The 24008-nt window shown below is 65.1% G+C and carries 25 protein-coding genes and 1 pseudogene; 9 read left to right on the top strand and 17 right to left on the bottom strand.

What is annotated here, in order from left to right; translation table 11 throughout:
- Positions 1–12 precede the first annotated feature (12 nt).
- On the bottom strand, positions 13–1446 hold the full coding sequence (locus SO140_RS26075; protein WP_474798315.1) for an EAL domain-containing protein: 1434 nt from the start codon (positions 1444–1446) through the stop codon (positions 13–15).
- A gap of 142 nt (positions 1447–1588) precedes the next feature.
- Positions 1589–3145, bottom strand: a complete 1557-nt coding sequence (locus SO140_RS26070; protein WP_449382834.1) for a winged helix-turn-helix domain-containing protein — start codon at positions 3143–3145, stop codon at positions 1589–1591.
- 114 nt (positions 3146–3259) lie between these two features.
- Here SO140_RS26070 and SO140_RS26065 point away from each other — a divergent pair, with 114 nt between their 5' ends.
- A complete protein-coding gene (locus tag SO140_RS26065; RefSeq protein ID WP_449382817.1) occupies positions 3260–4102 on the top strand; it encodes a class I SAM-dependent methyltransferase in 843 nt (280 codons plus the stop codon).
- Between the two features lie 50 nt (positions 4103–4152).
- On the opposite strand, the gene SO140_RS26060 is transcribed toward SO140_RS26065, so the two are convergent.
- From SO140_RS26060 to uvrC, 7 genes are all read right to left on the bottom strand, one after another.
- Positions 4153–5283: a YihY/virulence factor BrkB family protein gene (locus SO140_RS26060; protein ID WP_449382835.1), complete on the bottom strand. Its 1131-nt coding sequence runs from the start codon at positions 5281–5283 to the stop codon at positions 4153–4155.
- Positions 5283–5867, bottom strand: a complete 585-nt coding sequence (locus SO140_RS26055) for a phage holin family protein (RefSeq protein ID WP_449382818.1) — start codon at positions 5865–5867, stop codon at positions 5283–5285. Before SO140_RS26055 ends, SO140_RS26060 begins: the two co-directional genes overlap by 1 nt.
- Before the next feature lie 86 nt (positions 5868–5953).
- Positions 5954–6913 carry a 50S ribosomal protein L3 N(5)-glutamine methyltransferase gene (prmB, locus tag SO140_RS26050; RefSeq protein WP_449382819.1) on the bottom strand — a complete coding sequence of 320 codons (960 nt, stop codon included), beginning with the start codon at positions 6911–6913 and terminating at the stop codon, positions 5954–5956.
- Complete coding sequence (locus SO140_RS26045; protein ID WP_449382820.1) at positions 6913–7380, bottom strand: molybdenum cofactor biosynthesis protein MoaE; 468 nt, start codon at positions 7378–7380, stop codon at positions 6913–6915. Before SO140_RS26045 ends, prmB begins: the two co-directional genes overlap by 1 nt.
- A 110-nt stretch (positions 7381–7490) precedes the next feature.
- Complete coding sequence (gene moaD, locus SO140_RS26040) at positions 7491–7742, bottom strand: molybdopterin converting factor subunit 1 (protein WP_449382821.1); 252 nt, start codon at positions 7740–7742, stop codon at positions 7491–7493.
- Positions 7739–8356: a CDP-diacylglycerol--glycerol-3-phosphate 3-phosphatidyltransferase gene (gene pgsA / locus SO140_RS26035; RefSeq protein WP_449382822.1), complete on the bottom strand. Its 618-nt coding sequence runs from the start codon at positions 8354–8356 to the stop codon at positions 7739–7741. The genes moaD and pgsA overlap by 4 nt, the downstream gene beginning before the upstream one ends.
- 95 nt (positions 8357–8451) lie before the next feature.
- The gene (gene uvrC, locus SO140_RS26030; RefSeq protein ID WP_449382823.1) at positions 8452–10515 is read right to left on the bottom strand and encodes an excinuclease ABC subunit UvrC; all 2064 of its coding nucleotides are present in this window, start codon (positions 10513–10515) and stop codon (positions 8452–8454) included.
- 255 nt (positions 10516–10770) lie between these two features.
- Between uvrC and SO140_RS26025 the strand changes: the two genes are divergently transcribed.
- Positions 10771–11394 (top strand): outer membrane protein, encoded by a 624-nt coding sequence (locus tag SO140_RS26025; protein ID WP_449382824.1) that lies wholly within the window; start codon positions 10771–10773, stop codon positions 11392–11394.
- 72 nt (positions 11395–11466) lie between these two features.
- Here SO140_RS26025 and SO140_RS26020 read toward each other — a convergent pair whose 3' ends face one another.
- The 4 genes from SO140_RS26020 to SO140_RS26005 form a co-directional block, all read right to left on the bottom strand.
- Positions 11467–11682, bottom strand: a complete 216-nt coding sequence (locus tag SO140_RS26020) for a cold-shock protein (RefSeq protein ID WP_027523068.1) — start codon at positions 11680–11682, stop codon at positions 11467–11469.
- 251 nt (positions 11683–11933) lie between these two features.
- The gene (locus tag SO140_RS26015) at positions 11934–12794 is read right to left on the bottom strand and encodes a 23S rRNA (adenine(2030)-N(6))-methyltransferase RlmJ (RefSeq protein WP_449382825.1); all 861 of its coding nucleotides are present in this window, start codon (positions 12792–12794) and stop codon (positions 11934–11936) included.
- A 97-nt stretch (positions 12795–12891) separates the two neighbouring features.
- Complete coding sequence (locus tag SO140_RS26010) at positions 12892–13584, bottom strand: ribonuclease T2 family protein (RefSeq protein ID WP_449382826.1); 693 nt, start codon at positions 13582–13584, stop codon at positions 12892–12894.
- A gap of 105 nt (positions 13585–13689) precedes the next feature.
- Positions 13690–14157: a hypothetical protein gene (locus tag SO140_RS26005; protein ID WP_449382827.1), complete on the bottom strand. Its 468-nt coding sequence runs from the start codon at positions 14155–14157 to the stop codon at positions 13690–13692.
- A gap of 181 nt (positions 14158–14338) precedes the next feature.
- Between SO140_RS26005 and SO140_RS26000 the strand changes: the two genes are divergently transcribed.
- Both SO140_RS26000 and SO140_RS25995 read left to right on the top strand, forming a co-directional pair.
- Complete coding sequence (locus tag SO140_RS26000; protein WP_449382828.1) at positions 14339–14632, top strand: hypothetical protein; 294 nt, start codon at positions 14339–14341, stop codon at positions 14630–14632.
- Positions 14633–14669: 37 nt separating this feature from the next.
- On the top strand, positions 14670–15206 hold the full coding sequence (locus SO140_RS25995; protein ID WP_449382829.1) for a DUF3617 domain-containing protein: 537 nt from the start codon (positions 14670–14672) through the stop codon (positions 15204–15206).
- A gap of 98 nt (positions 15207–15304) precedes the next feature.
- Here SO140_RS25995 and SO140_RS25990 read toward each other — a convergent pair whose 3' ends face one another.
- From SO140_RS25990 to SO140_RS25980, 3 genes are read right to left on the bottom strand one after another with little or no spacing between them, the layout of a single operon-like run.
- Positions 15305–16693 carry an ATP-binding protein gene (locus tag SO140_RS25990; protein ID WP_449382830.1) on the bottom strand — a complete coding sequence of 463 codons (1389 nt, stop codon included), beginning with the start codon at positions 16691–16693 and terminating at the stop codon, positions 15305–15307.
- 21 nt (positions 16694–16714) lie between these two features.
- The gene (locus SO140_RS25985; RefSeq protein WP_254098411.1) at positions 16715–17443 is read right to left on the bottom strand and encodes a response regulator; all 729 of its coding nucleotides are present in this window, start codon (positions 17441–17443) and stop codon (positions 16715–16717) included.
- Complete coding sequence (locus SO140_RS25980) at positions 17440–17982, bottom strand: MarR family winged helix-turn-helix transcriptional regulator (protein WP_474798322.1); 543 nt, start codon at positions 17980–17982, stop codon at positions 17440–17442. The genes SO140_RS25985 and SO140_RS25980 overlap by 4 nt, the downstream gene beginning before the upstream one ends.
- Before the next feature lie 340 nt (positions 17983–18322).
- Between SO140_RS25980 and SO140_RS25975 the strand changes: the two genes are divergently transcribed.
- The 5 genes and pseudogenes from SO140_RS25975 (at position 18323) to SO140_RS25955 (ending at position 22956) form a co-directional block, all read left to right on the top strand.
- The gene (locus SO140_RS25975) at positions 18323–19405 is read left to right on the top strand and encodes a branched-chain amino acid aminotransferase (RefSeq protein ID WP_449384287.1); all 1083 of its coding nucleotides are present in this window, start codon (positions 18323–18325) and stop codon (positions 19403–19405) included.
- A 124-nt stretch (positions 19406–19529) separates the two neighbouring features.
- Positions 19530–20420, top strand: a complete 891-nt coding sequence (locus SO140_RS25970) for a branched-chain amino acid aminotransferase (RefSeq protein WP_449384288.1) — start codon at positions 19530–19532, stop codon at positions 20418–20420.
- 168 nt (positions 20421–20588) lie between these two features.
- Positions 20589–21933 (top strand): annotated as a pseudogene (gene hisS, locus SO140_RS25965) (histidine--tRNA ligase); the annotation flags it as partial.
- 249 nt (positions 21934–22182) lie between these two features.
- Positions 22183–22386, top strand: a complete 204-nt coding sequence (locus tag SO140_RS25960) for a tautomerase family protein (protein ID WP_057741976.1) — start codon at positions 22183–22185, stop codon at positions 22384–22386.
- 177 nt (positions 22387–22563) lie between these two features.
- Positions 22564–22956: a thioesterase family protein gene (locus SO140_RS25955; RefSeq protein WP_449384289.1), complete on the top strand. Its 393-nt coding sequence runs from the start codon at positions 22564–22566 to the stop codon at positions 22954–22956.
- A 140-nt stretch (positions 22957–23096) separates the two neighbouring features.
- Here SO140_RS25955 and proC read toward each other — a convergent pair whose 3' ends face one another.
- Positions 23097–23924, bottom strand: coding sequence for a pyrroline-5-carboxylate reductase (gene proC / locus SO140_RS25950; RefSeq protein WP_449384290.1), 828 nt, complete (start codon positions 23922–23924; stop codon positions 23097–23099).
- Positions 23925–24008: the final 84 nt, after the last annotated feature.

Raw genomic sequence — 24008 nt, 5'->3', positions numbered from 1 at the left:
GCGGACGGCCGGTCAGATGCGGCGCGCGAGCGCGGCATTACCGGTGATGCGCTGTGACGGCGGCACGGAAGCCGGTTCGCCTGAGCTGGACAGGGCGGAGCCATTGGATACCTGTTGCTGCGCCTGGTCCGGCGCGGCTCCGGCGGTAGCAGATGCACCTTCCGGCCGCAATGGCCGGGGCGGCGCGAACAGGAAACCCTGGCCGAACCGCACATCATAGTCGAGCAAGTCAACCACCGCGCGCTCGCCCTCGATCCGCTCGGCGATGAGGTCGATGCCGAAGCGGCCGAGCAGGTCGGAGAGGTCGGACGGATGGATGTCCGAGGTCGAGGCCTGCTTGGGATCGAGCAGCAGCGCGGCCGGCACCTTGATGAAGCGCACGCCGCGGTCGGCGAGCTCGCGCGGCTCGATGCGCAGGTCAGTAACGTGGTCGATCGAGAAGCGGAAGCCGCGCTGGGCGAGCGCTGCCAGGTTCTCGGTCTCGGCGGGGCCGAGGTTGCGGAACGTCGACTGCTTGAACTCGAGCACCAGCGAGGGCGCGAGCGCCCGGTTGGCTTCGAGGAAGTCGAGGCATTGCGCAAAGGTGGTGGAATTGCCGAGCGTGGAGGCGGCGACGTTGCAGAACACGCCGACGTCCTTGTTGCGCACCATCAGCCGGCGCAGCACCTGCACACAGCGCAGCATCACCATGTTGTCGATGCGCCCGATGAGCCCCGAGGCTTCCGCGATGCTGATGAACTCCTCGGCGGCGATGAGCTGGTCGCGCTCGTCGCGCACCCGCGTCACCGCCTCGTAGAAGCGGACCTTGCGCTGCGGCAGCGTCACCATCGGCTGGAGGAAAATGTCGATGCGGTTCTCGTCGATCGCGCTGCGCAGCGTCGCGAGCAGTTGCGTCTGGTTGCGGGCGGTGGCGGGCGCGACGGGCGCGCTCGGCGGTGCCGGTGGAACCGGCCGCGGCGCGGCTGGCCGAGGTTCGGGAGCAGCCAACAACTCATGCGCGGCAGTTTCGGTTTCCGGCTGCGTGGCGGAAGCGGGCAAGGCCGTCGCCAGCAGGTCCTCATGCGTCGCCACGGTGGCGGCAAGCTGCTTGACCAGGCCGCCGAGCTCGCTGATCTCGCCGACCACCGACTGGACGCGGTCCGCGTTGGTGGAATTGGCGGACGCGACGCGTCCCTCGACCGCTGCGAGCCGGCGGCCGAATTCGGCGACCTGACGGGCGAGATCGGCGGTGCCGCGCGACAGATCGGCGATCTGGCCGCCGACGTCGCTGCGGTCGCGCAGCCGCATCGAGACCGCGTTGTACAGGATCAGGAAGGTCAGCGCGGTCAGCGCCACGATCGCGGACTCAGTTCCGCTGATGCCGGCCACCGAATGCAGGACGAGGCCGAGCGAGGCTGCGACCAGCACCATACAGATGGCGATGAAGATCGTCGAAATGCGAATCATGCCGCGCGCTACGCCCTCAAGTGCTGACTGCCCCACCCGGGAAAACACGGGCACGTCCCTGGCACGCTCTTGTTAAACGCCCCCCAAGCGAGAGTGACCTTAGCATCATTGTTGATTCGCGGGGATAGGCCGTGGTCGCGCTCTAGGTGAGACCGGCGCGGCGAAAGCCTTCCAGGTAGCGGTCGCGGTCGGTCGCGAGCTGGATCGGCATGAACTCGGCGATCCAGGCGAGCGAGACGTTCGGCTGGGCCCTGCGCAGCTCCTGCAGTGCGGAGCGGGCAAGGTCGGCGTGCCCGGCCATGCCGGCCGCCGAGGTCAGCACCCTGTGCGCGCCGACGAAGTCGCTGCGCTGTCGCAAGGCCTCATGCGCGAGCCGGATCGCCTCCTCATAATCGCCGCCGAGGAAGCGGGCATAGGCCTCGATGCCGAAATAGACCGGCGCATAGGGATCGCGCGGGCTGAGGCGGATGGCGCGGCGGGCCGCCTCGTCGGCATCCTGCCAGCGACCGCAATAGCTGAGCGCCAGCCCGTAATAGCCCTGCGCCAGCGCGAAGCTCGGATTAAGCCGCAACGCGGTTTCGAATTCGGCGAGCGAATCCTCGAAACGTCGTGCAAACAGATGGACGTGACCGAGCGCGTTGTGCGCCCAGGGATCCTCGTCGTCGGCCCGGATCGCGACGAGTGCGGCGCGCTCGGCGATCGGCATCGCGGCGGCCATGTCCATCCAGCCCATATGGGCCGTGAACATGTAGCTGGTTCCGAGCAGGCCCAGCGCCTTGCCATAGTTCGGGTCGAGCGCGATGGCCTTCTCCAGCAGGGCCTGCGCGAGCACGTGGTCCTGCCGCGTCACGCGCCAGTAGTGCGAGAGTGCGCGCATCAGCAGGTCCCACGCATCCATGCTGTCGGGTGGTTTGTGCTGGGTGCGAAAATTCTCCGCCGCGTAGAGCTGCGGCTCGATCGCGGCGACGATGGCTTCCGTGATCTCGTCCTGCACCGCGAACACGTCGGCGAGCTCGCGATCGTAGCGTTCCGCCCAGAGATGGCTGCCGGTCGCGACGTCGTTGAGCTGCGCAGTGATGCGCACGCGGTCGCCGCCCTTGCGCACGCTCCCTTCGACGACGTAGCGGACGCCAAGCTCGTCCGCGACCTGCCGAAGGTGAACCGTCCGGCCCTTGTAAATGAAGGAGGAGTTACGCGCGATCACGAAGAACCAGCGCAGCTTCGACAGCGCCGTGATGATGTCCTCGCTGATGCCGTCGGAAAAATACTCCTGCTCGGCATCGCCGCTCATATTGGTGAACGGCAGCACGGCGATTGCCGGCCGGTCTGGCAGCGGCTGGGCGGATGGCTGCTTCCGCCCGGCTGGCGCCGCCGAAGCGTCAGCCTTGCTCGTTTCGACGACGTCACCGACGAAGCGCACGCCCTTGCGCGCCACGGTGCGGATCAGCCGTTGCTCCTCGCCGGTGTCGTTGATCGCGCGCCGTGCCGCGTTGATGCGGCTCGCGAGCGTGGAGTCCGAGACAACGCGCCCGTTCCACACCGCATCGAGCAGATTGTCGCGCGTCACCACGCGGTCGCGGTTGCGGATCAGATGGATCAGGAGATCGAACACCTGCGGCTCGAGCGCGACGAGGCTGTCCGCGCGCCGCAACTCCCGGCGCTCGGGATCCAGCGAAAAAACCTCGAACTGGAACGCCACGCCCGGCTCCCGCTCAGAAATCAAGGCGCTCTCAACGTAAAATAACGGCACTCTCAAAGCCAGTCACGGGTCTGCGCTCTATCGTCCCGGCATCTTCAACCGGAGGAAATTGCCATGTCGACAGCCGCAGCACTCAGCAAGCCCGCCGCCGCCCAGCCGGACCTCGCCGCGCTCAAGCAGCGCCAGCACGGCGCCTGGTCGTCCGGCGACTATGCCGTCGTTGGCACCACCTTGCAGATCGTCGGCGAGCAGCTCTGCGAGGCGCTCGACCTGCGCGCCGGCAGCAAGGTGCTCGACGTTGCCGCCGGCAACGGCAACGCGACGCTTGCCGCCGCCCGCCGCTGGTGCGATGTCACCTCGACCGATTACGTGCCGGCGCTGCTCGAGCGCGGCCGCGAGCGCGCGGCGGCCGAGCGGCTGACCGTTACATTCGGTGAGGCGGACGCCGAGGCGCTGCCGTTCGCAGATGCCTCGTTCGACGCGGTGCTTTCGACCTTCGGCGTCATGTTCACGCCCAATCAGGACAAGGCGGCTTCCGAGCTTGCGCGAGTGTGCCGGCCAGGCGGCAAGATCGGGCTCGCCAACTGGACGCCGCAGGGTTTTATCGGGCAGCTCTTCAAGACGCTCGGCAAGCACCTGCCGCCGCCGGCCGGGGTGAAATCGCCGGCGCTGTGGGGCACGAAGGCCCGGCTCGAAGAGATGTTCGGCGGCCAAGCCTCGGAGATCGTCGCCGAGCCGCGAATGTTCGTGTTCCGCTACCGTTCGCCCGAGCACTGGCTCGACGTTTTCAAGTCGTTCTATGGGCCCATGCTGAAGGCATTCGCCGCGCTCGACGACAACGGCCAGGCGGCACTGCGCCGCGATCTCCTGGGCCTCGTCGGTGAGTTCAACCACGCCGCTGACGGCACGGTGGTCGTGCACAGCGAATATCTGGAAGCGGTGATTACGAAGCGCTAAGCGCGGAAAAGATTTGATCGGGCCGGAGCACATCCGGCCTGATCACGCGACTAGGATGGCGCGGCTGCGCCGACCGTATCGGCCGAGACGGCTTCCCGGCTGCCGAGCGGCTTGGGCTTGCCCGTCGTCGTATCCCGCAAGGTCTGCCGCTCGATCTCCGAGTTCAGCTCGGCCCCGAACATGATGACGATGGCGGACATCCACATCCACATCATCAACCCGATCGCGGCTCCCAGCGAGCCGTAGGTGGCGTTGTAATTGGCGAATTCCGAGAGATACCAGGAGAGCAGCGCCGAGCCGGCGATCCACAGGACGGATGCCGTCACCGCGCCGATGCTGAGCCATTCCCAGCGCGCGGCGTCGCGGCTGGGCGCGAAGCGGTAGAGGATGGCAAGCGCCACCAGCAGGATGACGAACAGCAGCGGCCATCGCGCCATCGCGACGATCAGCTTGCTCTCCGGAGCGAGGCCGAGATGGTTCAGCGCGAGCGGGAAGGCGACCACGGCGCCGACCATCAGCAGGAGCGCGGCAATGCTGCCGACCGTGAAAGCCAGCGACACCAGATTGAGCCGGATGAAGCTGCGCTTCTCGCGTTCCTCATAGGCGACGTTGAGCGCGTCGATGATGGATTTGACGCCGGCATTGGCGCTCCAGATCGCGAGCACGAGGCCGAACAGGAAGGTGGCGCCAAGCGCCGTGTTACCCTTCGATACCACCCGTCCGATCTGGTCTTCGATGATCTGGAATGTGCCTTCGGGCAACATCATCGCGAGGGTCTGGAGGTTGGCGCTGATCGTCGAGGGGTTGGCGAACAGCCCATAGAAGGAGACGAATGCGGTAACGGCGGGAAAAATGGCAAGCAGTCCGAAGAAGACCACGCCGCCTGCGGTTGCGAGCAAGCGATCCTCGTCGATGCGTTGGTAGGTGCGCCAGAGGATGTCCTTCCAGCCGGCAACGGGGATCCCAAACGGGCTTTCGGACCGGCGGCCATGGCCGCCCTGCAAAGCGGCGCGAGCGGGATGGGTTTCGGGTGAGTTGCCTTCTGCATTGCGGCGGTCATCGAGATCTGCGGATCGCGGCGAGACGTAGCCCTGAAAGTACCGTTCCGCCGTCAGCACCAATACCGTCGTGGCGGCGACAAGCAGCCAGTCGTCGAGCTGCTGGGAGCGCCGCGGCAGCATCATGCGTCCAATCGATGGCTGCGGCGCCTCCGGCGCGCCGCGGTCACCAACAGCCCGATGGCTGCGAGCATCAGGCCGAGCTGCACCGGGCGGTTGCCGCGGGCTGGCGAACCGCCGTTGCGATGGCCCTTTTCGCCCGGCGCGAGTGGCACCAGTGGGATCGTGGTCGCGACCTCCTTCATGGCCTCCTTGACCGTTCCGCGCGGAATCCGGGGCGTGGCAATCGCAACCCGCAGCCGGCTTGCAAGCGGCACCACCGTTTTGGGCCGGCGCTTGACCTGGGCCATTGCGACGCCGGCACAGACCGCCGCCAGCACCAGGAGCACGACGCCGACGGCGCCGAAGGCCCAGAACATTCCGAATGTAAGCTCGACCCAGCGGAACAGCGCCATCAGCCCGACGAAGAAGGCGGCGATGACGAACAGGCCAGCGACGGCGAAGAGGCCGGCGGCGACCGCATAGGACGTCGCCTTGCCGGTGGCCTGACTGGTTCGGTCGCGTAAATACGACCGGGTGGCGCGCTTGAGGTGGTTGAGCTTGAGCGCCATTCCGGCGCGCAGCAATTCGCCCGATGGCGCAAGCATGCGAAACATCCTCCAGCGGCCGCGGCTGATAGCTTTGTTGGTGGATGAACGTGGAGGCGTTTGACTTGTTCCGGCAACCGCTCGCGTCAGCCGAGATCGGCGGCCGCGATCCAGAACACCTCGCCCTCGGAGTCTTCGGTGTCGAGCCAGAGCAGCGGCAGTTCGGGGAACGCCTCATCGATCCGCTCGCGGCCGCGGCCGATCTCGCATAGCAATCCACCCTCGGGCGTGAGGTAGCGAGGTGCGTCGTGCAGGATGCGGCGCACGACGTCGAGCCCGTCGGCGCCGCCATCGAAGGCGAGCTTCGGCTCGGCGCGGCATTCCGGCGGCAGTGACGCCATCCCTTCTGCGTCGACGTAAGGCGGGTTGGAGATGATCAGGTCGTAGCGCGCGTTGCCGAGCGGCGCGAACAGGTCGCCGCGATGGAGTGTGACGCGGTCTTCGAGACCGTAGTCGGCGACATTGCGCGCGGCAACCTCGATCGCCCCTTTGGAGATGTCGACGGCATCGACTTGCGCATTCGGGAAGTGCTGCGCAGCGAGGATCGCAAGGCAGCCGGAGCCCGTGCAGAGATCGAGCACGCGCTCCACAGCGACCGGGTCGTCGATCAGCGAGCCGACCTCGCCGTCACCGCCGAGATGCGAATCCAGGAGCTCCCCAATGAAGGAGCGCGGCACGATCACGCGCTCGTCGACGTAGAAGGGCAGGCCGCGCATGTAGATCTTGTTGACGAGATAGGCGGCCGGCTTGCGCGTGCTGACGCGCGTGTCGATCAACGCAAGGATGGACTTGCCCTCGGCCGCGGTAACGCGGGCATTGGCGAAGATCTCGAACTGCTCGGGATTGAGGTGCAGTGCCTCGCAAACCAGGAAAGCGGCTTCCGCCACCGGATCCGTCGTGCCATGCGCGAAGGCGAGCTTGGTTTCGACGAAGCGGCTCACCGCATAGCGGACGAAATCGAGCAGCGTCAGGAGCTCGCCGGCGCCGACCTTCGCAAGCTTTGGTGCGGCGCGGCCGCGCGTGGTCTTCTTGGATGCTTTTGCCATCAGGATTTGGTCCAGCGTGCGGCGGCCTGATCGTCGCGGGTATTGGCCTCGACCCAGCCGGTGCCGGTTGCGCTTTCTTCCTTCTTCCAGAACGGCGCGCTGGTTTTCAGGTAATCCATCAAAAACTCGGCCGCCTGGAATGCCGCCTGGCGATGCTGCGAGGCAGTCACCACCAGCACGATGTTTGCGCCGGGCGTGATCCGGCCGACGCGATGGATCACGGTGACGCCGTCGAGCGGCCAGCGCGCAATGGCCTCGTCGACGTGGCGCTTGATCTCCTCTTCCGCCATGCCCGGATAATGTTCCAGCGTCAGCGCCGAAATCTTCGCGCTGTCCTCGTCACCGCGACAGATGCCGGAGAAGCTCACGACCGCACCGATGTCGGTGCGACCGTTCGTCAGCGCGGCGATCTCGCGCGCGACGTCGAAATCGTCTTGCTGGATGCGGATGGTGACGGGGCCGGTCATGCTTGCAGCGTCGAAGGCGTCAAACCTCTCCCATGGGGAGAGGCCGCGAAGGCGCGGGTGATAGGAAGAGGTGAACCGAGTTCGTGCGCGAGCTGTCTCAACGACGCCACCTAGCCGCCGGTCATCGGCGGGAAGAACGCGATCTCGCGGGCGCCGGCGATCACAGCGTTCGGCTTGACGTGGGCGTGGTCGATCGCGGCGCGAATCACTTTCGGCTTCTCGAACGCGTAGGCATAGGCTTCGCTCCGGCCGGAGAGCCAGGCGATCAGCTCCTCGATCGTGCGCACGCTGGGCGGCGGCTCGATCGTCTCCTCCGCCTTGCCGATGCGCTCGCGCACCCAGGCGAAATACTTCACCTTCATCCCTCATCCTCCTTGATGAGGTGATGAATACCGGCACGGAAATAATCGTAACCGGTGTACATGGTGAGCAGCGCCGACGCCCACAGCAGGAGCAGGCCGATCTGGGTCACCACCGGCACCACCTGGTCGCCGGCCTCGCCCGCAAGCAGGAAGCCGATCGCAACGAGCTGAACCGTCGTCTTCCATTTGGCGAGCTTGGTTACGGGCACGCTGACGCGCAGCGCCGCCAGATATTCGCGCAGGCCCGACACCAGGATCTCGCGGCACAGGATCACGATGGCGGCCCACAGCGACCAGCCATGGATGATGCCGTCGGCCGCCAGCATCAGAAGGCACGAGGCGACCAGGAGCTTGTCGGCGATCGGGTCGAGCATCCGGCCGAAGGCTGACTGCTGGTTCCAGATCCGCGCGTAATAGCCGTCGAGGTAATCTGTCACCCCTGCCGCGATGAAGATGGCAACCGCTACCCAGCGCAGCCACAGCGGCCCGTCCATGATCGACTGGGCGTAGATGCAGCCCACCACCACCGGGATCGCGGCGATCCGGGCGTAGGTCAGGATGTTCGGAAGGGACATCGAGCTCTTGGTGGCCCCCCGTGTCGTGGCGATGTTCATTCGTTCTACCAATACCGCTGCCGCATCAAGGTCAACCGTCCCTGCCTCAATGAGGTGCAGAGACGACGACCATATGACTGCTGGTCCCCTTTAGTTCACCCCGGCTGGGGATGGAAATACTCGAAAATCTTGCGGGCGCTTTCCGCGCTCACCCCCGGAACCTTGCCGAGATCGGCGATCGACGCCCGCTCGATCTCCTTCAGGGTTCCGAAATGATGCAGCAAGGCACGTTTGCGTGACGGGCCGATGCCCGGGATCTCCTGCAGACCCGCCTCGCGGATGTCCTTCTTGCGCAGCTTGCGGTGCGAGCCGATCACGAAGCGGTGGGCCTCGTCCCGCAACCTCTGAATGAAATAGAGCACGGGATCGCGCGGCTCGAGCTTGATCGCCTCGCGGTCCGGCATGAACAGAGTCTCGCGGCCGGCATCGCGGTCCGGCCCCTTGGCAACCGACATCAGTGATACCTGGGTGAGCCCGAGGCCCTCGAAGATCTCGCTGACAGCGTTGAGCTGGCCGCGGCCACCGTCGATGATCACGAGGTCGGGCCATTGCGGGAAGTCGTCGTCCTTGACCTTCGCGGTTTCGTCGGGCGGGCTGAGCAGCCGCTTGAAGCGGCGCTGCAGGACTTCCCGCATCATCGCATAGTCGTCGCCGGGGGTGAGCCCTTCCGACTTGATATTGAACTTGCGGTACTGGTTCTTCACGAAGCCGTCGGGCCCCGCGACGATCATGGCGCCGACCGCATTGGTGCCCTGGATATGGCTGTTGTCGTAGACCTCGATGCGTTTGGGCGGATGGGGCAGGGTAAGGGTCGCGGCCATCGCCTCGAGCAGGCGGCCCTGCGTCGCCGTGTCGGCGAGCTTCCGCCCCAGCGCTTCCCGCGCATTGGTCAGCGCGTGGGTGACGAGCTCCTTCTTCTCGCCGCGCTTCGGCATCGAGACTTCGACCTTGTGGCCGGCCTTGATCGATAGCGCGTTGGCAAGCAGCTCGCTTTCCTCGATCTCATGCGAGAGCAGGATGACCTTCGGCGGTGGCTTGTCGTCGTAGAACTGGGCGAGGAACGAGCCCAGCACCTCCTCCGGCGTGAACGTCTTCTCCGCGCGCGGGAAATAGGCCCGGTTGCCCCAGTTCTGCCCGGTGCGGAAGAAGAACACCTCGACGCAGGAGAAACCGCCCTCCTGGTGGATCGCGAACACGTCGGCTTCTTCCACGGTGCGCGGATTGATGCCCTGCTGCGACTGGATCGCCGATAGTGCGGCGAGACGGTCGCGATAGAGTGCGGCACGCTCGAATTCGAGCTCGCCCGAGGCCTTCTCCATCTCGCCCGCAAGCTCCTGCTTCACCGCGTGGCTCTTGCCGGAGAGGAAGTCCGTCGCTTCCCGCACCAGCGTCGCATAGCCCGGGAAGTCGATCTCGCGGGTGCAGGGGCCGGCGCAGCGGCGGATCTGGTGCAACAGGCAGGGCCGGCTGCGGCTTTCGAAAAACGAATCGGTGCAGGAGCGGATCAGGAACGCGCGCTGCAGCGCGGTGATGGTGCGGTTGACGGCGCCGGCCGAGGCGAACGGGCCGAAATAGCGCCCGGGCCGGGTCTGTGCGCCGCGGTGCTTGAGGATCTGCGGCGCCCAATGATCGCCGGTGATCAGGATATAGGGAAACGACTTGTCGTCGCGCAATTGCACGTTGAAGCGCGGCCGGAGCTGCTTGATGAGGTTGGCCTCGAGCAGCAGCGCCTCGGTTTCGGTCGTGGTCGAGACGATCTCGACCGAGACCGTCGCCGCGATCATGCGCAAAATGCGCGCCGGCTGCGGCGCACCGATGCGCGCGTAGTTGGACAGGCGCTTTTTGACGTTCTTGGCCTTGCCGACATAGAGCACGTCGTTGTTCGCATTGAGCATGCGATAGACGCCCGCCGAGGTGGGGGCGAGACGCACCGCGCGCTCGATCGCATCATGTCCGGTCGCAAGCGGTCCTTCGCCGACCGCGCCGGTCTCTTCCAGGATGTCCGGCAGCCGCGCCTCATCCTCGTCGTCGCCGCCGGTCGTCGCGGGATCGACGTCGGGCGCGGCCTGCTCCTGCGGCGGGACGTCGTCCGGCGCTGCGCTGCGCCGCACCTTGCGCGCGCGTGCAGTGTCCGGGGTGTCGGAGGAATCGTGATCCATGATGCGAATTTAGGCGCTGGGAGAGCCGATTTGAAGTTTCACCGGGCCTGGCCGAAGCGGACCGCGAGCGGTGTTCCCGGTAACGCTTCCTTAAGACTGCTAAGCGGGCGGTAACCGCGCTTAACAACCCTTTAACTTAAAACTCTCGATAAATCCTACGCGAAAAGTTCGTGGTTCCGTAACCATGCGGTCTTGCCTTGCGCAGCGGCGCTGGCCGACCGCGATGGCCTTGCGGCAGTTGCGTTGGAGAGTGTGATGAAGAGGCTCGTTATGGGCGCTGCGGCTCTGGTTGCCGCGGGCTGGAGCGCTTCGGCAGAGGCCGCCGATCTCAATTACGGGCAGCGTGCACCCTATACCGTCAACCAGCCGCTCAATGCCTATAGCTGGGCTGGTCCCTATCTCGGCGCCAATCTCGGCTATGAATGGGGCTCGGTGAGCAACAATCCCGCGAAGCCGGCCGGCTTCGTCGGCGGCATCCAGGCCGGCTACAATTTTCAGAACGGCCCGTGGGTGTTCGGCGTGGAAGGTGATATCCAGGCGACCGGTGCCGACGATACGTTCGCGCCATGGAAGTTCTCCAATCCCTGGTTCGGCACCGTACGCGGTCGCGCCGGCTACGCCTTCAACAACATCCTTTTTTACGGCACCGCCGGTCTTGCCTTCGGCGAGTTGCGCGCGGAAACTTTTGGCTGGACGGAATCGCATACCACGGTGGGCTGGACCGCAGGTGTCGGCGCCGAGTTCGGCATCGCGCAGAACTGGAGCGCCAAGATCGAATATCTCTTCCTCGATCTGTCCTCGAGCCAGTTCGCGATCACCGGCGTGTCGAACGGCTATAGCGCCAGCGTGGTGCGCGCGGGCGTGAACTATCACTTCTGATAGCTGAAGAAGAAAATACCGGACCTAAAACTCCCGGCCTCGCGGCTGGGATTTTTTTGCGCCAGGCTTCGCCTAAGAAAGGATCACCAGGTTGACCGCCTTGGGTCCCTTGCCCTTCTTGTCAGGCTCGACTTCGAAAGTGATACGCTGTCCTTCGGTGAGGTCTTTCAGTCCCGCCCGCTCCACCGCCGTGATGTGAACGAAGACGTCGCGACCGCCATCGTCCGGCTTGATGAAGCCGTAACCGCGCTCGCCGTTGAAAAACTTAACTGTGCCCGTCATGGCCATCGGGACTCCTCCCCCGCATTGCTCCTCCGCCGCGATGCAGACACGCATCTCGGCATGACCGGACCTACGCGCCCGGGAGCTGGCCACCCTTGAGCGGGCTTAATGAGTCCGCCTGGATCCTTCTTAGGCCTTCACTCCGCCGCAACCATTCGCGGAAGCGGAACGTAAAGCCAGTCACGGGGCACAGCATAATACGGTTCTTTGCAGATTGACTACCGTTCATGCATAGTTTTCCCAATAGGTGTACTACTTTAGGGCTTCGGCACCTCCAGGCGGAAACGGGCCGCGCCGCCCTGGCCGAGCGGCTTTTCGAGCTCCGGCAGGATGGTCTTGAGCTCGCCCTGCAGCGTAAAGGGTGGGTTGACGATCAAAAGCCCCGTCGTGGCGAGTGGTGCATCGGTACTTTGCGGTGCGACGCTGAATTCGAGCCGCAGGCATTTTCCTTGAGGTTTGGCTGCGACTGCGGCCTGCGCCACCGCTTGTGCGAGCGCGTCGGTGGCGCGCCTGGATTTGGCGGGATACCAGATCACATAGATGCCGGTCGGCCACTTGGCGAACGCTTCCGAGAAGGCCTCTCCGAGCCGCTCGAACTCGTCCTTGGCCTCAAAGGGAGGGTCGATCAGCACCAGACCGCGTCGCTCCTTCGGCGGTACGAAAGCCGGCAGCGCGACCCAGCCGTCGAGATCGACCACGCGCGCCTGCGTGTCGCGGCGCAGCACATCGATCAGCGCCTTGCGCGCCTTCGGCTCGAGCTCGCAGGCGACGAGGCGATCCTGCGGCCGCAAAAGGCCACGCGCGATCAGCGGTGATCCAGGATAGGCCTTCAGTTCGCCGCGCGGATTGAAGGCGCGGACGATGTCGAGATAGGGCTTTGTGAGTGCAGCAACCTCGTTGGACAGGCGTGCCTGCATGACGCGGGCGATGCCGGTCAGCCACTCGCCGCCGCGCTGCGCCTCGTCGCTTTTGAGATCGTAGAGGCCGGCGCCGGCATGGGTGTCGATGACGCGGAACGCGGCCGGCTTGTCCTGAAGGTAAGTCAGGATGCGCGCGAGCACGATGTGCTTGATGACATCGGCAAAGCTGCCGGCGTGGAAGGCGTGGCGATAGTTCATATCGGACAGTTACGACATCGGGCGGTGAAAGTAACTGCCGTCGCTGCGGGAAGGTGCCTCGCCTGATTCCGCAAAACGAGGATGCAGACCTGCGACTTCAGCCGCCGCGGATCGGCGGCATCGTCACCTGGTCGCGGCGGCAGGCGCGGCGGTCGAGCTCTTCGCAGGAGCGAAATTGCAGGTCCTTGTTGAGGCAGATGCGCACCTCTGACAACCGTGTCCGGTTGCACGTCACCGAAACGGACGAGCTGCTCAGCCCGGGATTGGCCTTGATGAAGGCCTCCTCGACGTCGGTGGGCGCCACGGTCTTGGCCTGCGACAGATCGAGATACTCGGCCGGAATCTTGATGACGGCGCGCGCTTTCCGGACGGTCTCGAAGTAGTTGCGGTCCGACAGGCCCGAGCAGGTGCCGTGCTTGTCCCATTCGTTGAAGATCAGCCCTGGCGCCGGCATCAGGTCGAGCATGGAGGAGACGATGCTGCGGTTCAGGCGGGGCGCCGGGCGCTGACAGTATTCCGGAAAGCCATTTTCATATTGCGGCCACAGCCCGTGCACAACGAAGGCGTAGGGCCGCCCGCCGCACTGGATCTGGGAGCGGCCACCGCGCTCGGCCGCTTCCTCGCAGAACGACGGCGACCAGGACAGCGACAGCACGTAGAAATCGAATTCGCCGGGCGCGTTCTGGCGCTTGTCCTGCGCCATTGCGCTGCCTGCGAGCGTAACGAGGCCGGCCGTGAGTACGAGGGAGATCAGGAAACGGGACAGGGAATGCAATCTGGAATAAAACATGGCGACGCCCTTCAACTAGACTGTGCAAGAGAGCCTAGCAGGCAACGAGAACATTTCAAGAACAAAATTGAACGCCGCCCGCTTTGGCGCGACGCTTCACCCGAATCAGGGTTTTGCCGCACGGCAGGAGGGATTGTACGCCCAATTGCGGTCGAGGCCGACCACGCACCATTCGACGCCTTGGCCGAAGCCGGCAAAGCCGCCGTCCTCGAGAATCGAGAAATGCACCTTGCGCACCTTGCCGTCGCTGAGCATGGCATCTCCCGTGCAATAGCGGCGTGGAAGGTTGTCGGACTGCCAAGGCCGGAAGGCGGTCTCGTGGATCCCGGCGAAGCCCGTGATCTTCAACGACGAATTCCAGAACGAGCTTTCTTTTTCCCAGAACTGCGTGGCGATCGTCGGCAGCGCCTTGTCGCAGTCGGCGACCCGGCCGTCATAGCGCGGCCCCTCCAGCCAGAAGTTCAGCTCCAGCGGATTGGCGGCCTTGGCCTCGGTCAGCGACACCGCCCCCAGAATGAGGCCGAATACCGCTGCAAAGCGGAACGATTTCAGAGAGGTGACGAGGTCGCGCATGGGCAATCCAGGAGATATGGCTGCAAGCATCGGACCGTGCCGCGAAGGTGGGGAGAGGTCAAGTGCAGCGCGGCAACACTCGCCAGCGAGTTGCACGCAACGTCGCACCTGGCAGGCCTTCCGTTCTTTTCAGCGCGTCCGCGGCGCCGTAAACTGGCGCAAGCCAAAAGGAGTGACGGGAATGCGAATCATTGCGGCCGCGGGCTTTCTCACCGTTGGAATGCTGGCAAGCGGGTTCGCGCGCGCCGACATCCTGCCGGTACCCCCCTTCAAGGGCAACGACACCGGCGGCATCATCGCCTATTCGATGGCGACCCATGTGGACGCACGTCAGGTCGCGGTCGATCACTGCGCGCGCTATGGCAAGGTGGTGAAATTCCTCGCCGTGCAGGCTTATGAGGGCGGCTACATCTCCTTCTCCTGCCGCTGGGTTCCGTATGGCGCGGCCGAGCAGCCGCTGCGTACGCTGTACTGATCCTTCAGACCGCAAGCTGTGACCGGGAGTTGGGCGCATGACGCGACGGCCTGTTGTTTTCTGCGCTAGCCTCGTCGCGCTCGCGATGTCGGCGACGACGGTTGCGCATGCGGTGGATCTGCCGGTGCGCAAGGCCGGCCTCTGGGAGATGAAGATGCTCCGGTCCGGCGGGCCAATGCCGGAAATGACCATGCAGCATTGCACCGACGAGACTGTCGACAAGGAGATGAGCAACAACGTCTCCCCGATGGCCAAGCAGATCTGCACCAAGCAGGACATCCAGAAGACGGCAACCGGCTATGTCAGCGATTCCGTCTGCAACGTCGCCGGCACCACCACGACCTCCCATGCCGAGATCACCGGCGACTTCAACGCCGCCTACACCGTGAAGAGCACCGCGCACATCCAGGGCGGCGTTGCCGGCGCTGCGGGGCGCGATGCGACCACGACGATCGAGGCCAAATGGCTCGGCCCGTGCAAGGCGGACCAGAAGCCCGGCGACATCGTGATGCCCGGCGGCTTCAAGATGAACGTCAAGGACGCCGCGAAGCTGAAGGATCTGCTGCCGAAGTAGGTTCGAAGCCCGGATGCAGCGAAGCGAAATCCGGGGCCTTCCCATCCGCCGCGCCAGAATCCCGGATTGCGCTTCGCTCCATCCGGGCCGCTTCAGCGCTATACCGGGATCCGCACGCTCGCCCGCAATCCGCCCATCGGGCTGTCGCCGAGCGTGATGTCGCCGCCATGCGAGCGAGCGATGTCGCGTGCGATCGCAAGGCCCAGGCCCGTGCCGCCTTCGTCCTGGTTGCGGGCGTTGTCCAGCCGCAAGAACGGCTTGAACACTTCTTCGCGCAAATGCGTGGGGATGCCGGGCCCGTCGTCGTCGATGGTGACGGTAAGATAGCGGTGATCGCGCTGGCCGGTGATGGCGATCGTCTTGCCGTAGCGTGCCGCGTTGGTGACGAGGTTGGCGAGGCAGCGCTTGAACGAGGCCGGCTTCACCGTCACCACGGGCAGGCCGTTGAACGCGACTGTCGCAGTGTGGCCGTGGCGCTCGGCGTCGCTGCGCAGCTCCTCGAGCGCCTGGGCCATGTCGGTCGGCTGCGACTGCTCGCCGGAATCGCCGCGCGCGAAGGCGAGGTAGTCCTCGAGCATCATCGACATCTCGTCGACGTCCTTGCGCATGCCCTCGATCTCGGGATTGTCGCCGATCAGCGCCAGCTCGAGCTTGAAGCGGGTCAGGATGGTGCGCAGATCGTGGCTGACGCCGGCGAGCATCGCGGTGCGCTGCTCGATCGAGCGCTCGACGCGCGATTTCATTTCTAGAAACGCCATCGCGGCGCGGCGGACTTCGCGCGCGCCACGCGGGCGGAAGTTGGGTGCATCGCGGCCTTTGCCGAAGCTTTCCGCGGCGTCCGCGAGCTTCAGGATCGGCTTGATCTGGTTGCGCAGGAACAAGACTGCGACGATCAGCAGGATCGAGGAAGTGCCGACCATCCAGAACAGGAAGATCTCAGAGTTGGAGGCATAGGCCGCGCTGCGCTGTGCGAACACGCGCATGATGGCGTCATCGAGCTGGATGCGGATCTCAACGACGTTGGAGCGACCGACGGTGTCGATCCAGAATGGGCGTCCGATCTGCCGGCCAAGCTGCACCGAGAGCGTCTGGTCGAGCAGCGAGAAGAACGGCTTCGGTCCGGGCTGCGGCATGTCGCCGGCGGGCAGGAAGTCGACCACCAGGCCAAGGCGCTGCTGCGCGATGCGCTTGATCTGGTCGCGGTCCTTGTCCTGCGGATAGCCCTTGTAGACGTCGATCAGCGCGGCGATGTCCTGCACCACCGCAGCCGACAGGCGCCGCGTCACTGTGTTCCAGTGCCGCTCCATGAACACGAAGGCGACGACCGATTGCAGCACCACCATCGGCACGATCATGATCAGGAGCGCGCGGGCATAGAGGCCGGTCGGCATCCAGCTCTTGAACGCGTTGCCCATCCAGCCATTGGCGGCGGACACGCGGTCTGCGGCGCTCCTCAGCAGCGTCAGGCCGGTATCGATCGTACTCATCGCGTCCGCTTCATCCGCTCTCTACGGCGAGGCCACCAGCCGGTAGCCGATGCCGCGCACCGCCTGGAGAAACAGGGGATTGGCGGGATCGCGCTCGATCTTGCGGCGCAGGCGGTTGATCTGCACGTCGACGGCGCGCTCGTTGACGCTGCCGTTGCCGGTCAGCGCGGCGCGCGGCACCGTCTCGCCCTGGCTGTCGGCGAGGATGCGCAGCATCTCGCGTTCGCGGTCGGTCAGGTGGATGACCTCCTCACCCTGGCGCAATTCGCCGCGATCGAGATGGAAGACGTAAGGACCGAACGCGATCTTCTCGATCGTGGTGACCTGCGGCGGGGCGGTACGCTTGAGAATGTTGTTGATACGCAGCGCAAGCTCGCGCGGCTCGAACGGCTTCGCCACATAGTCGTCGGCGCCGATCTGCAAGCCCTCGATACGGGCTTCCGCCTCGTGACGCGCCGTCAGCATCACGATCGGCACCGAGGAGGACGTCCGAATGAAGCGGGCAAGGTCGAAGCCGGTCTCGCCGGGCATCATGACGTCGAGGATCAACAGATCGAAATGCAGGCCCATGAGCTTGGCGCGGGCATCGCTGGCGCTGGCGGCGGTGGAGACGCGATAGCCTTCGGCGGCGAGAAAGCGCGACAGTAGGTCGCGGATGCGGCGGTCGTCGTCGACGAGGAGGATATGCGGGGCGTCGTCGGCGGGCTCCACCGGCGGACGGGCGAGCGTGGCTGCGAGCGGCACGGTCACTCCTTTGTGGCTTGGTTGACGGTGGCGAAGATCGTCTCGAGCACCTTGTCGGGATCCTCGCGGTCGATCATGGCGCGCAGGAAGCTTTTCACGGTTTCGGCATCCTGCGGGCCGATCTGGGTGAGTGCCCGGTTGATTCGCGTGGTCTGCAGCCCGGCGAGCTTCTGCACCAGCGCCTCGCCCTTTGGTGTCGCATAGAGCAGTCGCTGGCGGCGGTCGTTATCGCCGGTCTTCTGCACGATATAGCCCTCATCGAGCAACTGCTTGAGCACACGCCCGAGCGACTGCTTGGTGATACGCAGGACGTCCAGGAGGTCGGCGACCTTGAGGCCGGGATAGCGGTAGACGAAATGCATGACGCGGTGATGGGCCCGGCCGAAGCCGAACGCCTCCAGCTCCTGGTCGGGATCGCCGACGAAATCACGATAGGCGAAGAACAGCAGCTCGATGATATCCCAGCGCAAATTGCCCACATCGCTTGTCGCCGGCTTGGTCTCGGCGGCATCGGGGGAGGGACTCACGAAATTTATGTCAGGCATATTGACGTATCTTGGGTTCAATGTTACAAAACGATCGACCCGGACGAAATTTTAGATCGGTTCGTTCGGGATGATGGTTGTCCAAAGCGGCCGGGGAAGTGCAGGACAGGCAGCGCCGGCCGGACCAGATCTACCGTGCGATTGTCGAGCATATCGGCAAAACATACTGGACTTCCGCCCTCCGCAAAAGCATGTCCTGTCGCGACATGCTGGCCACGGGAAACCGGCCGTAACAAGGCTGGTCACGGTCGGAGCCAGACCTGGTTAAGTTATCGAGCCCGAAAGAGGCAGGCCGGCGCGCTTCCGCGCGCCGATTGCGACAGCGGGAGGCAAGGGAAAAATGAGTCTGAAATTCGAAATCCAGCCTGCCACCAATCCGACCTCCGAGAAGGAGCGCACGGCAAAGCTTGAAAACCCTGGCTTCGGCCGGGTCTTCACCGACCACATGGCTGTGGTCCGCTACAGCCAGGCCAAGGGCGGTTGGCATGACGCACATGTCGAAGCCCGCACCAATTTCCAGCTCGATCCGGCCGGTGCCGTGCTGCACTACGCCCAGGAGATATTCGAGGGCCTGAAGGCCTACAAGCGCGACGACGGCGGCGTGAACCTGTTCCGTCCCGACGCCAATGCACGGCGCTTCAAGAGTTCCGCCGAGCGCATGGCGATGGCACCGCTGCCTGAGGACGTCTTCATCGAGGCGGTGGAGCAGCTCGTGCGGATCGACCGCGCCTGGATGCCGGGCGGCGAGGGCAGTCTTTACTTGCGGCCCTTCATGATCGCCAACGAGATCTTTCTCGGCGTGAAGCCGTCGGCGGAATACATCTTTGCCGTCATCGCCTCGCCGGTCGGCTCCTATTTCAAGGGCGGCCCTGCGCCCGTCTCGATCTGGGTGTCGGAGAACTACACGCGCGCTGCGGTCGGCGGCACTGGCGCTGTCAAGTGCGGCGGCAATTACGCCGCGAGCCTGCGTGCCCAGGCCGAGGCCATCGAGCATGGCTGCGACCAGGTCGTGTTCCTCGATGCGGTCGAGCGACGCTATGTCGAGGAGCTCGGCGGCATGAACATCTTCTTCGTGTTCGATGACGGGTCGCTGGTCACCCCGCCGCTCGGCACCATCTTGCCGGGCATTACGCGCGACTCCATCATCGCGCTCGCCAGGGACGCCGGAAAGACGGTGCGCGAGGAGCCCTACGCGATCGACCAGTGGCGCAAGGATGCTGCGAGCGGCAAGCTGAAGGAGGCTTTCGCCTGCGGCACGGCGGCCGTCATCTCGCCGATCGGCAAGGTGTGCTCGGCGAGCGGCGACTTCCTCATCAGCGGCGGCGCCGCGGGCCCGGTCGCCATGGGGCTGCGCAAGCAGCTGGTCGACATCCAGTACGGCCGCACCAACGACCCGCACGACTGGATCCGCAAGGTGTTTTGACCTGCGGCGGTCTCAGGCCGCCGCTTCCCTGACGTCTCCCTGATTGAGCACGGCCAGCACGCGTCCTGCCGGGACGCGTGCACGGGCGCGTGTGCGATGAATTCAACACAAGCGGGAGAAAATCATGGGAGTTTCATTCGATGAGATCGACGGCGTCATCTGGTACGACGGCAGGCTGGTGCCGTGGAAGGATGCCAGCGTCCATCTGCTGACACATGGCCTGCATTATGCGAGCTGCGTGTTCGAGGGCGAGCGCGCCTATGGCGGCAGGGTGTTCAGGAGCACCGCTCATTCCGAGCGGCTGAAGGCGTCGGCCAACATCCTCGATTTCGAGATCCCGTTCTCGGTCGCGGAGATCGACGCAGCCAAACAGCTCGTCATCGACACGAACAATCTGCCGGATGCTTATCTCCGTCCGATCGCCTGGCGCGGCTCGGAAATGATGGGCGTCTCCGCACCGAACAACACCATTCACCTCGCAATCGCCGCTTGGCAATGGCCGAGCTATTTTGATCCCGCCGCGAGGCTGAAGGGGATCCGCATCGATCTCGCCGAATACCGAAGGCCCGATCCGCGCACGATTCCGGCACTCGCCAAGGCCAGCGGCCTCTACATGATCTGCACCATCTCCAGGCACAAGGCCGAGCGCAAAGGCTATGCGGACGCGATGATGCTGGATTGGGAAGGCCGCGTCGCCGAATGCACCGGCGCCAACATCTTCTTCGTCCAGGACGGCAAGCTCCACACGCCGATCGCCGATTGCTTCCTCGCCGGCATCACCCGCGCCACCGTCATCGATCTCGCTGGGCGACGCGGCATCGAGGTGATCGAGCGGCGGATCATGCCGGAGGAACTCGACGGTTTTGCCGAATGCTTCATCACCGGCACCGCCGCCGAGGTGACACCGGTCTCCGAGATCGCGGAGTGGAAGTTTACGCCCGGCGCAATCTCCGAGCAGTTGATGCGGGACTATGCGGCCGAGGTGCAGCCCAAGGACAAGCGGGAAGCGGCGTAAGGGTTTCTGCGCCAGCCGCATTCTCCGTCATGCCCGGGCTTGTCCCGGGCATTCACGTCTAAGGTGCAGCATTGCGGCGGCGCGTGGATGGCCGGCACAAGCCCGGCCATGACAAGTTCGGCGGATACGCCAGTTGCCGCATCGCGCGTCGGCTGGTAAACGCCGCGCATGGCCGAAAAATCCAAAAAACCCCAGAAACTGAAGGCGCGCCTGCCGCGCGGGCTGGAGGATCGCGATCCCGCCGCGATCAAGGCCACGCGCCAGATGGTCGAGAAGATCCGCGCGGTCTACGAGCTCTATGGCTTCGAGCCGGTGGAGACGCCGGCGATGGAATATACCGACGCGCTCGGAAAATTCCTGCCCGACCAGGACCGCCCGAACGAGGGCGTGTTCTCGTTCCAGGACGACGACGAGCAGTGGATCTCCCTGCGCTACGACCTGACCGCACCGCTCGCGCGTTACGTCGCCGAGAATTTCGACACGCTGCCAAAACCCTATCGCAGCTACCGCGCCGGCTACGTCTTCCGCAACGAGAAGCCCGGCCCTGGCCGCTTCCGCCAGTTCATGCAGTTCGACGCCGACACGGTCGGCTCGGCGACGCCAGCGGCGGACGCCGAGATCTGCATGATGGCCGCGGACACGATGGAAGCGCTCGGCATTGCGCGCGGCTCCTACGTCGTGAAGGTGAACAACCGGAAAGTTCTCGATGGTGTGCGCGATGCTCTCGGCATCGCCGACGACGTCCAGTGGCTCACGGTCATGCGCGCGATCGACAAGCTCGACAGGCTTGGTCTTGCTGGTGTGCGACAACTCCTCGGCGAGGGGCGCAAGGATGAGTCCGGCGACTTCACCAAGGGCGCAGGACTGAAAGAGGACGACATCGCGCTCGTCATCTCCGCAATCGAGCAGAATAACGCGCCGCTTGATTCGCGACTGGCGGCCAGTGCCATCGGGCAGCAGGGACGCGACGAACTCGACCAGATCGGCAAGCTCGTCGCAGCGGCCGGCTACGGCGAAGATCGCATCAAGATCGATCCCTCCGTCGTGCGCGGCCTCGAATACTACACTGGCCCCGTCTACGAGGTCGAACTCCTGCTCGACACCAAGGACGAGAAGGGCCGCCCGGTTCGCTTCGGCTCGGTCGGTGGCGGCGGACGCTATGACGGTCTCGTCTCGCGCTTTCGTGGCGAGCCGGTGCCGGCGACAGGTTTTTCGATCGGCGTGTCGCGGCTTCAGGCCGCGCTGGCGCTGCTCGGCAAGCTCGACACGCGGCCCGAATTCGGCCCCGTCGTCGTCACCGTGTTCGATCGCGACCGCGTCGCCGACTATCAGAAAATGGTCAGCGCCTTGCGCACCGCGGACATCCGCGCCGAGCTCTATCTCGGCAATCCGAAGAACATGGGCAACCAGCTCAAATATGCCGACCGTCGCAATTCGCCTTGCGTGATCATCCAGGGCTCGGATGAGAAGGCGCGTGGCGAGGTGCAAATCAAGGATCTGATCGAAGGCGCCAAGGCCGCGGCCGCGATCGCCTCCAACCAGGAATGGCGCGAAACGCGCCCGGCGCAGTTCTCGTGCAGCGAGGCTGACCTCGCCGCGAAGGTGCGCGAGGTGCTGGCGCGCCATGACGTGAGCTGGGGTTAGCTATTCGCGATAGCCGTCATGCCCGGGCTTGTCCCGGGCATCTGCGTCCTGTTTGATGCGCACGACCATGAATGACCGGGATGTGCCCGGTCATAGCGAAAGCTGCAGGGAGAAGACGATGCCTGAGATCACCGTCAGCATGGCCGAAGGCCGCACCGACGAACAAAAGGCCGGCATGATGCGCGACATCACGCAGGCGCTGGTGAAGAATCTCGGCGTCGATGCGGAAGCTGTCGTCATCCAGATCAACGAGGCGCCGCTTCGCCACAAGATGAAGGGCGGCAAGACCTTCGTGGAGCGCGCGGCCGCGGCGAAGAAATAGTCGCAGCCGTAGCAGCAATCACAACCGTCGTCCCGGCGAAAGCCAGGACCCATAACCACCGAGAGTGGTTGTGGGCGCAAGCTGTGAATTGCCAGCCTTCGCAAGACTCGATCCTGTGATTATGGGTCCCGGATCTGCGCTTCGCTTGTCCGGGACGACAGCGAAGCAGGTTGATCCATGGACGCACGCGACTTCATCAAGATCGGCATGAGCGCGGAGCGCACGCTGGTGGTGCCCGCGGAGCGCACGGTCGGGCATTTCGTGCCCGGCATGCCGATGGTCTATGCGACGCCAATGATGATCCTGGAGATGGAGATGACCGCGGGCGATGCCATCCGCGACGCGCTTCAGCCGGGCTGGGTCACAGTCGGCACGGAGGTCGACATCCGTCATCTCGCGGCTAGCCTCGTCGGCGCGACGGTGCGGACCACCGCGAAGGTGATCACGGTCGAGCGCCGGGTGATCCGCTTCGAGGTCCAGGCGTTCGAGGGTGCGCGCAAGCTCGGCGAAGGCCGCCACGCCCGCGGCCTCGTCAATGTCGAGACGTTCAACAAGCGGTTGGGCGGGTAGGTGCAGGCTTTTGGATCCGCTTGCTCTGACCTTATCCTGAGGAGCTTGCGGAGCAAGCGTCTCGAAGGATGGCCGCGGGCATGACCGGGGCCTTCATGGTTCGAGACGGCGCTTCGCGCCTCCTCACCATGAGGGACAGGCTATTTCGCCAGTTCCTTCGATCGCTTCGTCGCCGCGGCTATCGCGCGGATCATCAGCTCGCGCAGGCCGGGCGCGCCCATCAGCACTTCGAGTGCCGCGGCGGTGGTGCCGCCGGGCGAGGTGACGTTCTGACGTAGCGTGCTCGAGGCAAGCTCCGAGCGGTGCAACAGCTCGCCCGCGCCTGCGACGGTCTCGCGCGCGAGTTTGGTTGCGAGCGCTTCCGGCAGGCCTGCCTCCACGCCGGCGCGCGCGAGCTCTTCGGCGAGCAGGAAGACGTAAGCAGGGCCGGAGCCGGAGACGGCCGTGACCGCGTCCATCAAGCCTTCGTCCTCGACCCATTCGACCGACCCGGTGGCACGGAGCAGCGCGTCGGCCACCGCACGCTGCTTGTCGCTGACATTGTTCGCGGCCACGGCGACCGTGATGCCGCGGCCGATCGCGGCCGGCGTGTTCGGCATCGCGCGCACGACGGCACCGCCGCAGACCTCTTGCAGCGAGGCAATCGTGGTTCCCGCCATGATCGAGACCACCGAGGTGCCCAAAGAAACATATGGCCTCAGCTTCGCGCCGGCCTCGCGGAAGGATTGCGGCTTCACGGCGACGACGAGCGTCTCGACGCTGCCGGCGGCCTTCGCATCCGGATTGAGCGCGACGCCTTTCGCGGCAAGCGCGCTGATCTCCGGCGACAGGTGCGGCTCGATCACCGCGACGTGGCCAGGATCGAGGCCTTGCGCCAGCCAGCCGGTCAGCATCGCGCCGCCCATCTTGCCCGCGCCGGCGAGGAGAATGGTGCCGGTGATGTCCTTCAAGGTGCTGTCATTCGCCATCGCTGCCCGCTACCCACTCGATGTCGTCCTGGCGAAAGCCAGGACCCCCGCGCGAGCGCCTGCGCTCGTCGCGTAACCACAAGA

Source organism: Bradyrhizobium sp. UFLA05-108 (genome assembly GCF_059803455.1).
Note: the sequence above shows the minus strand (reverse complement) of the source record. Positions and strands in the feature narration are given on the sequence as shown.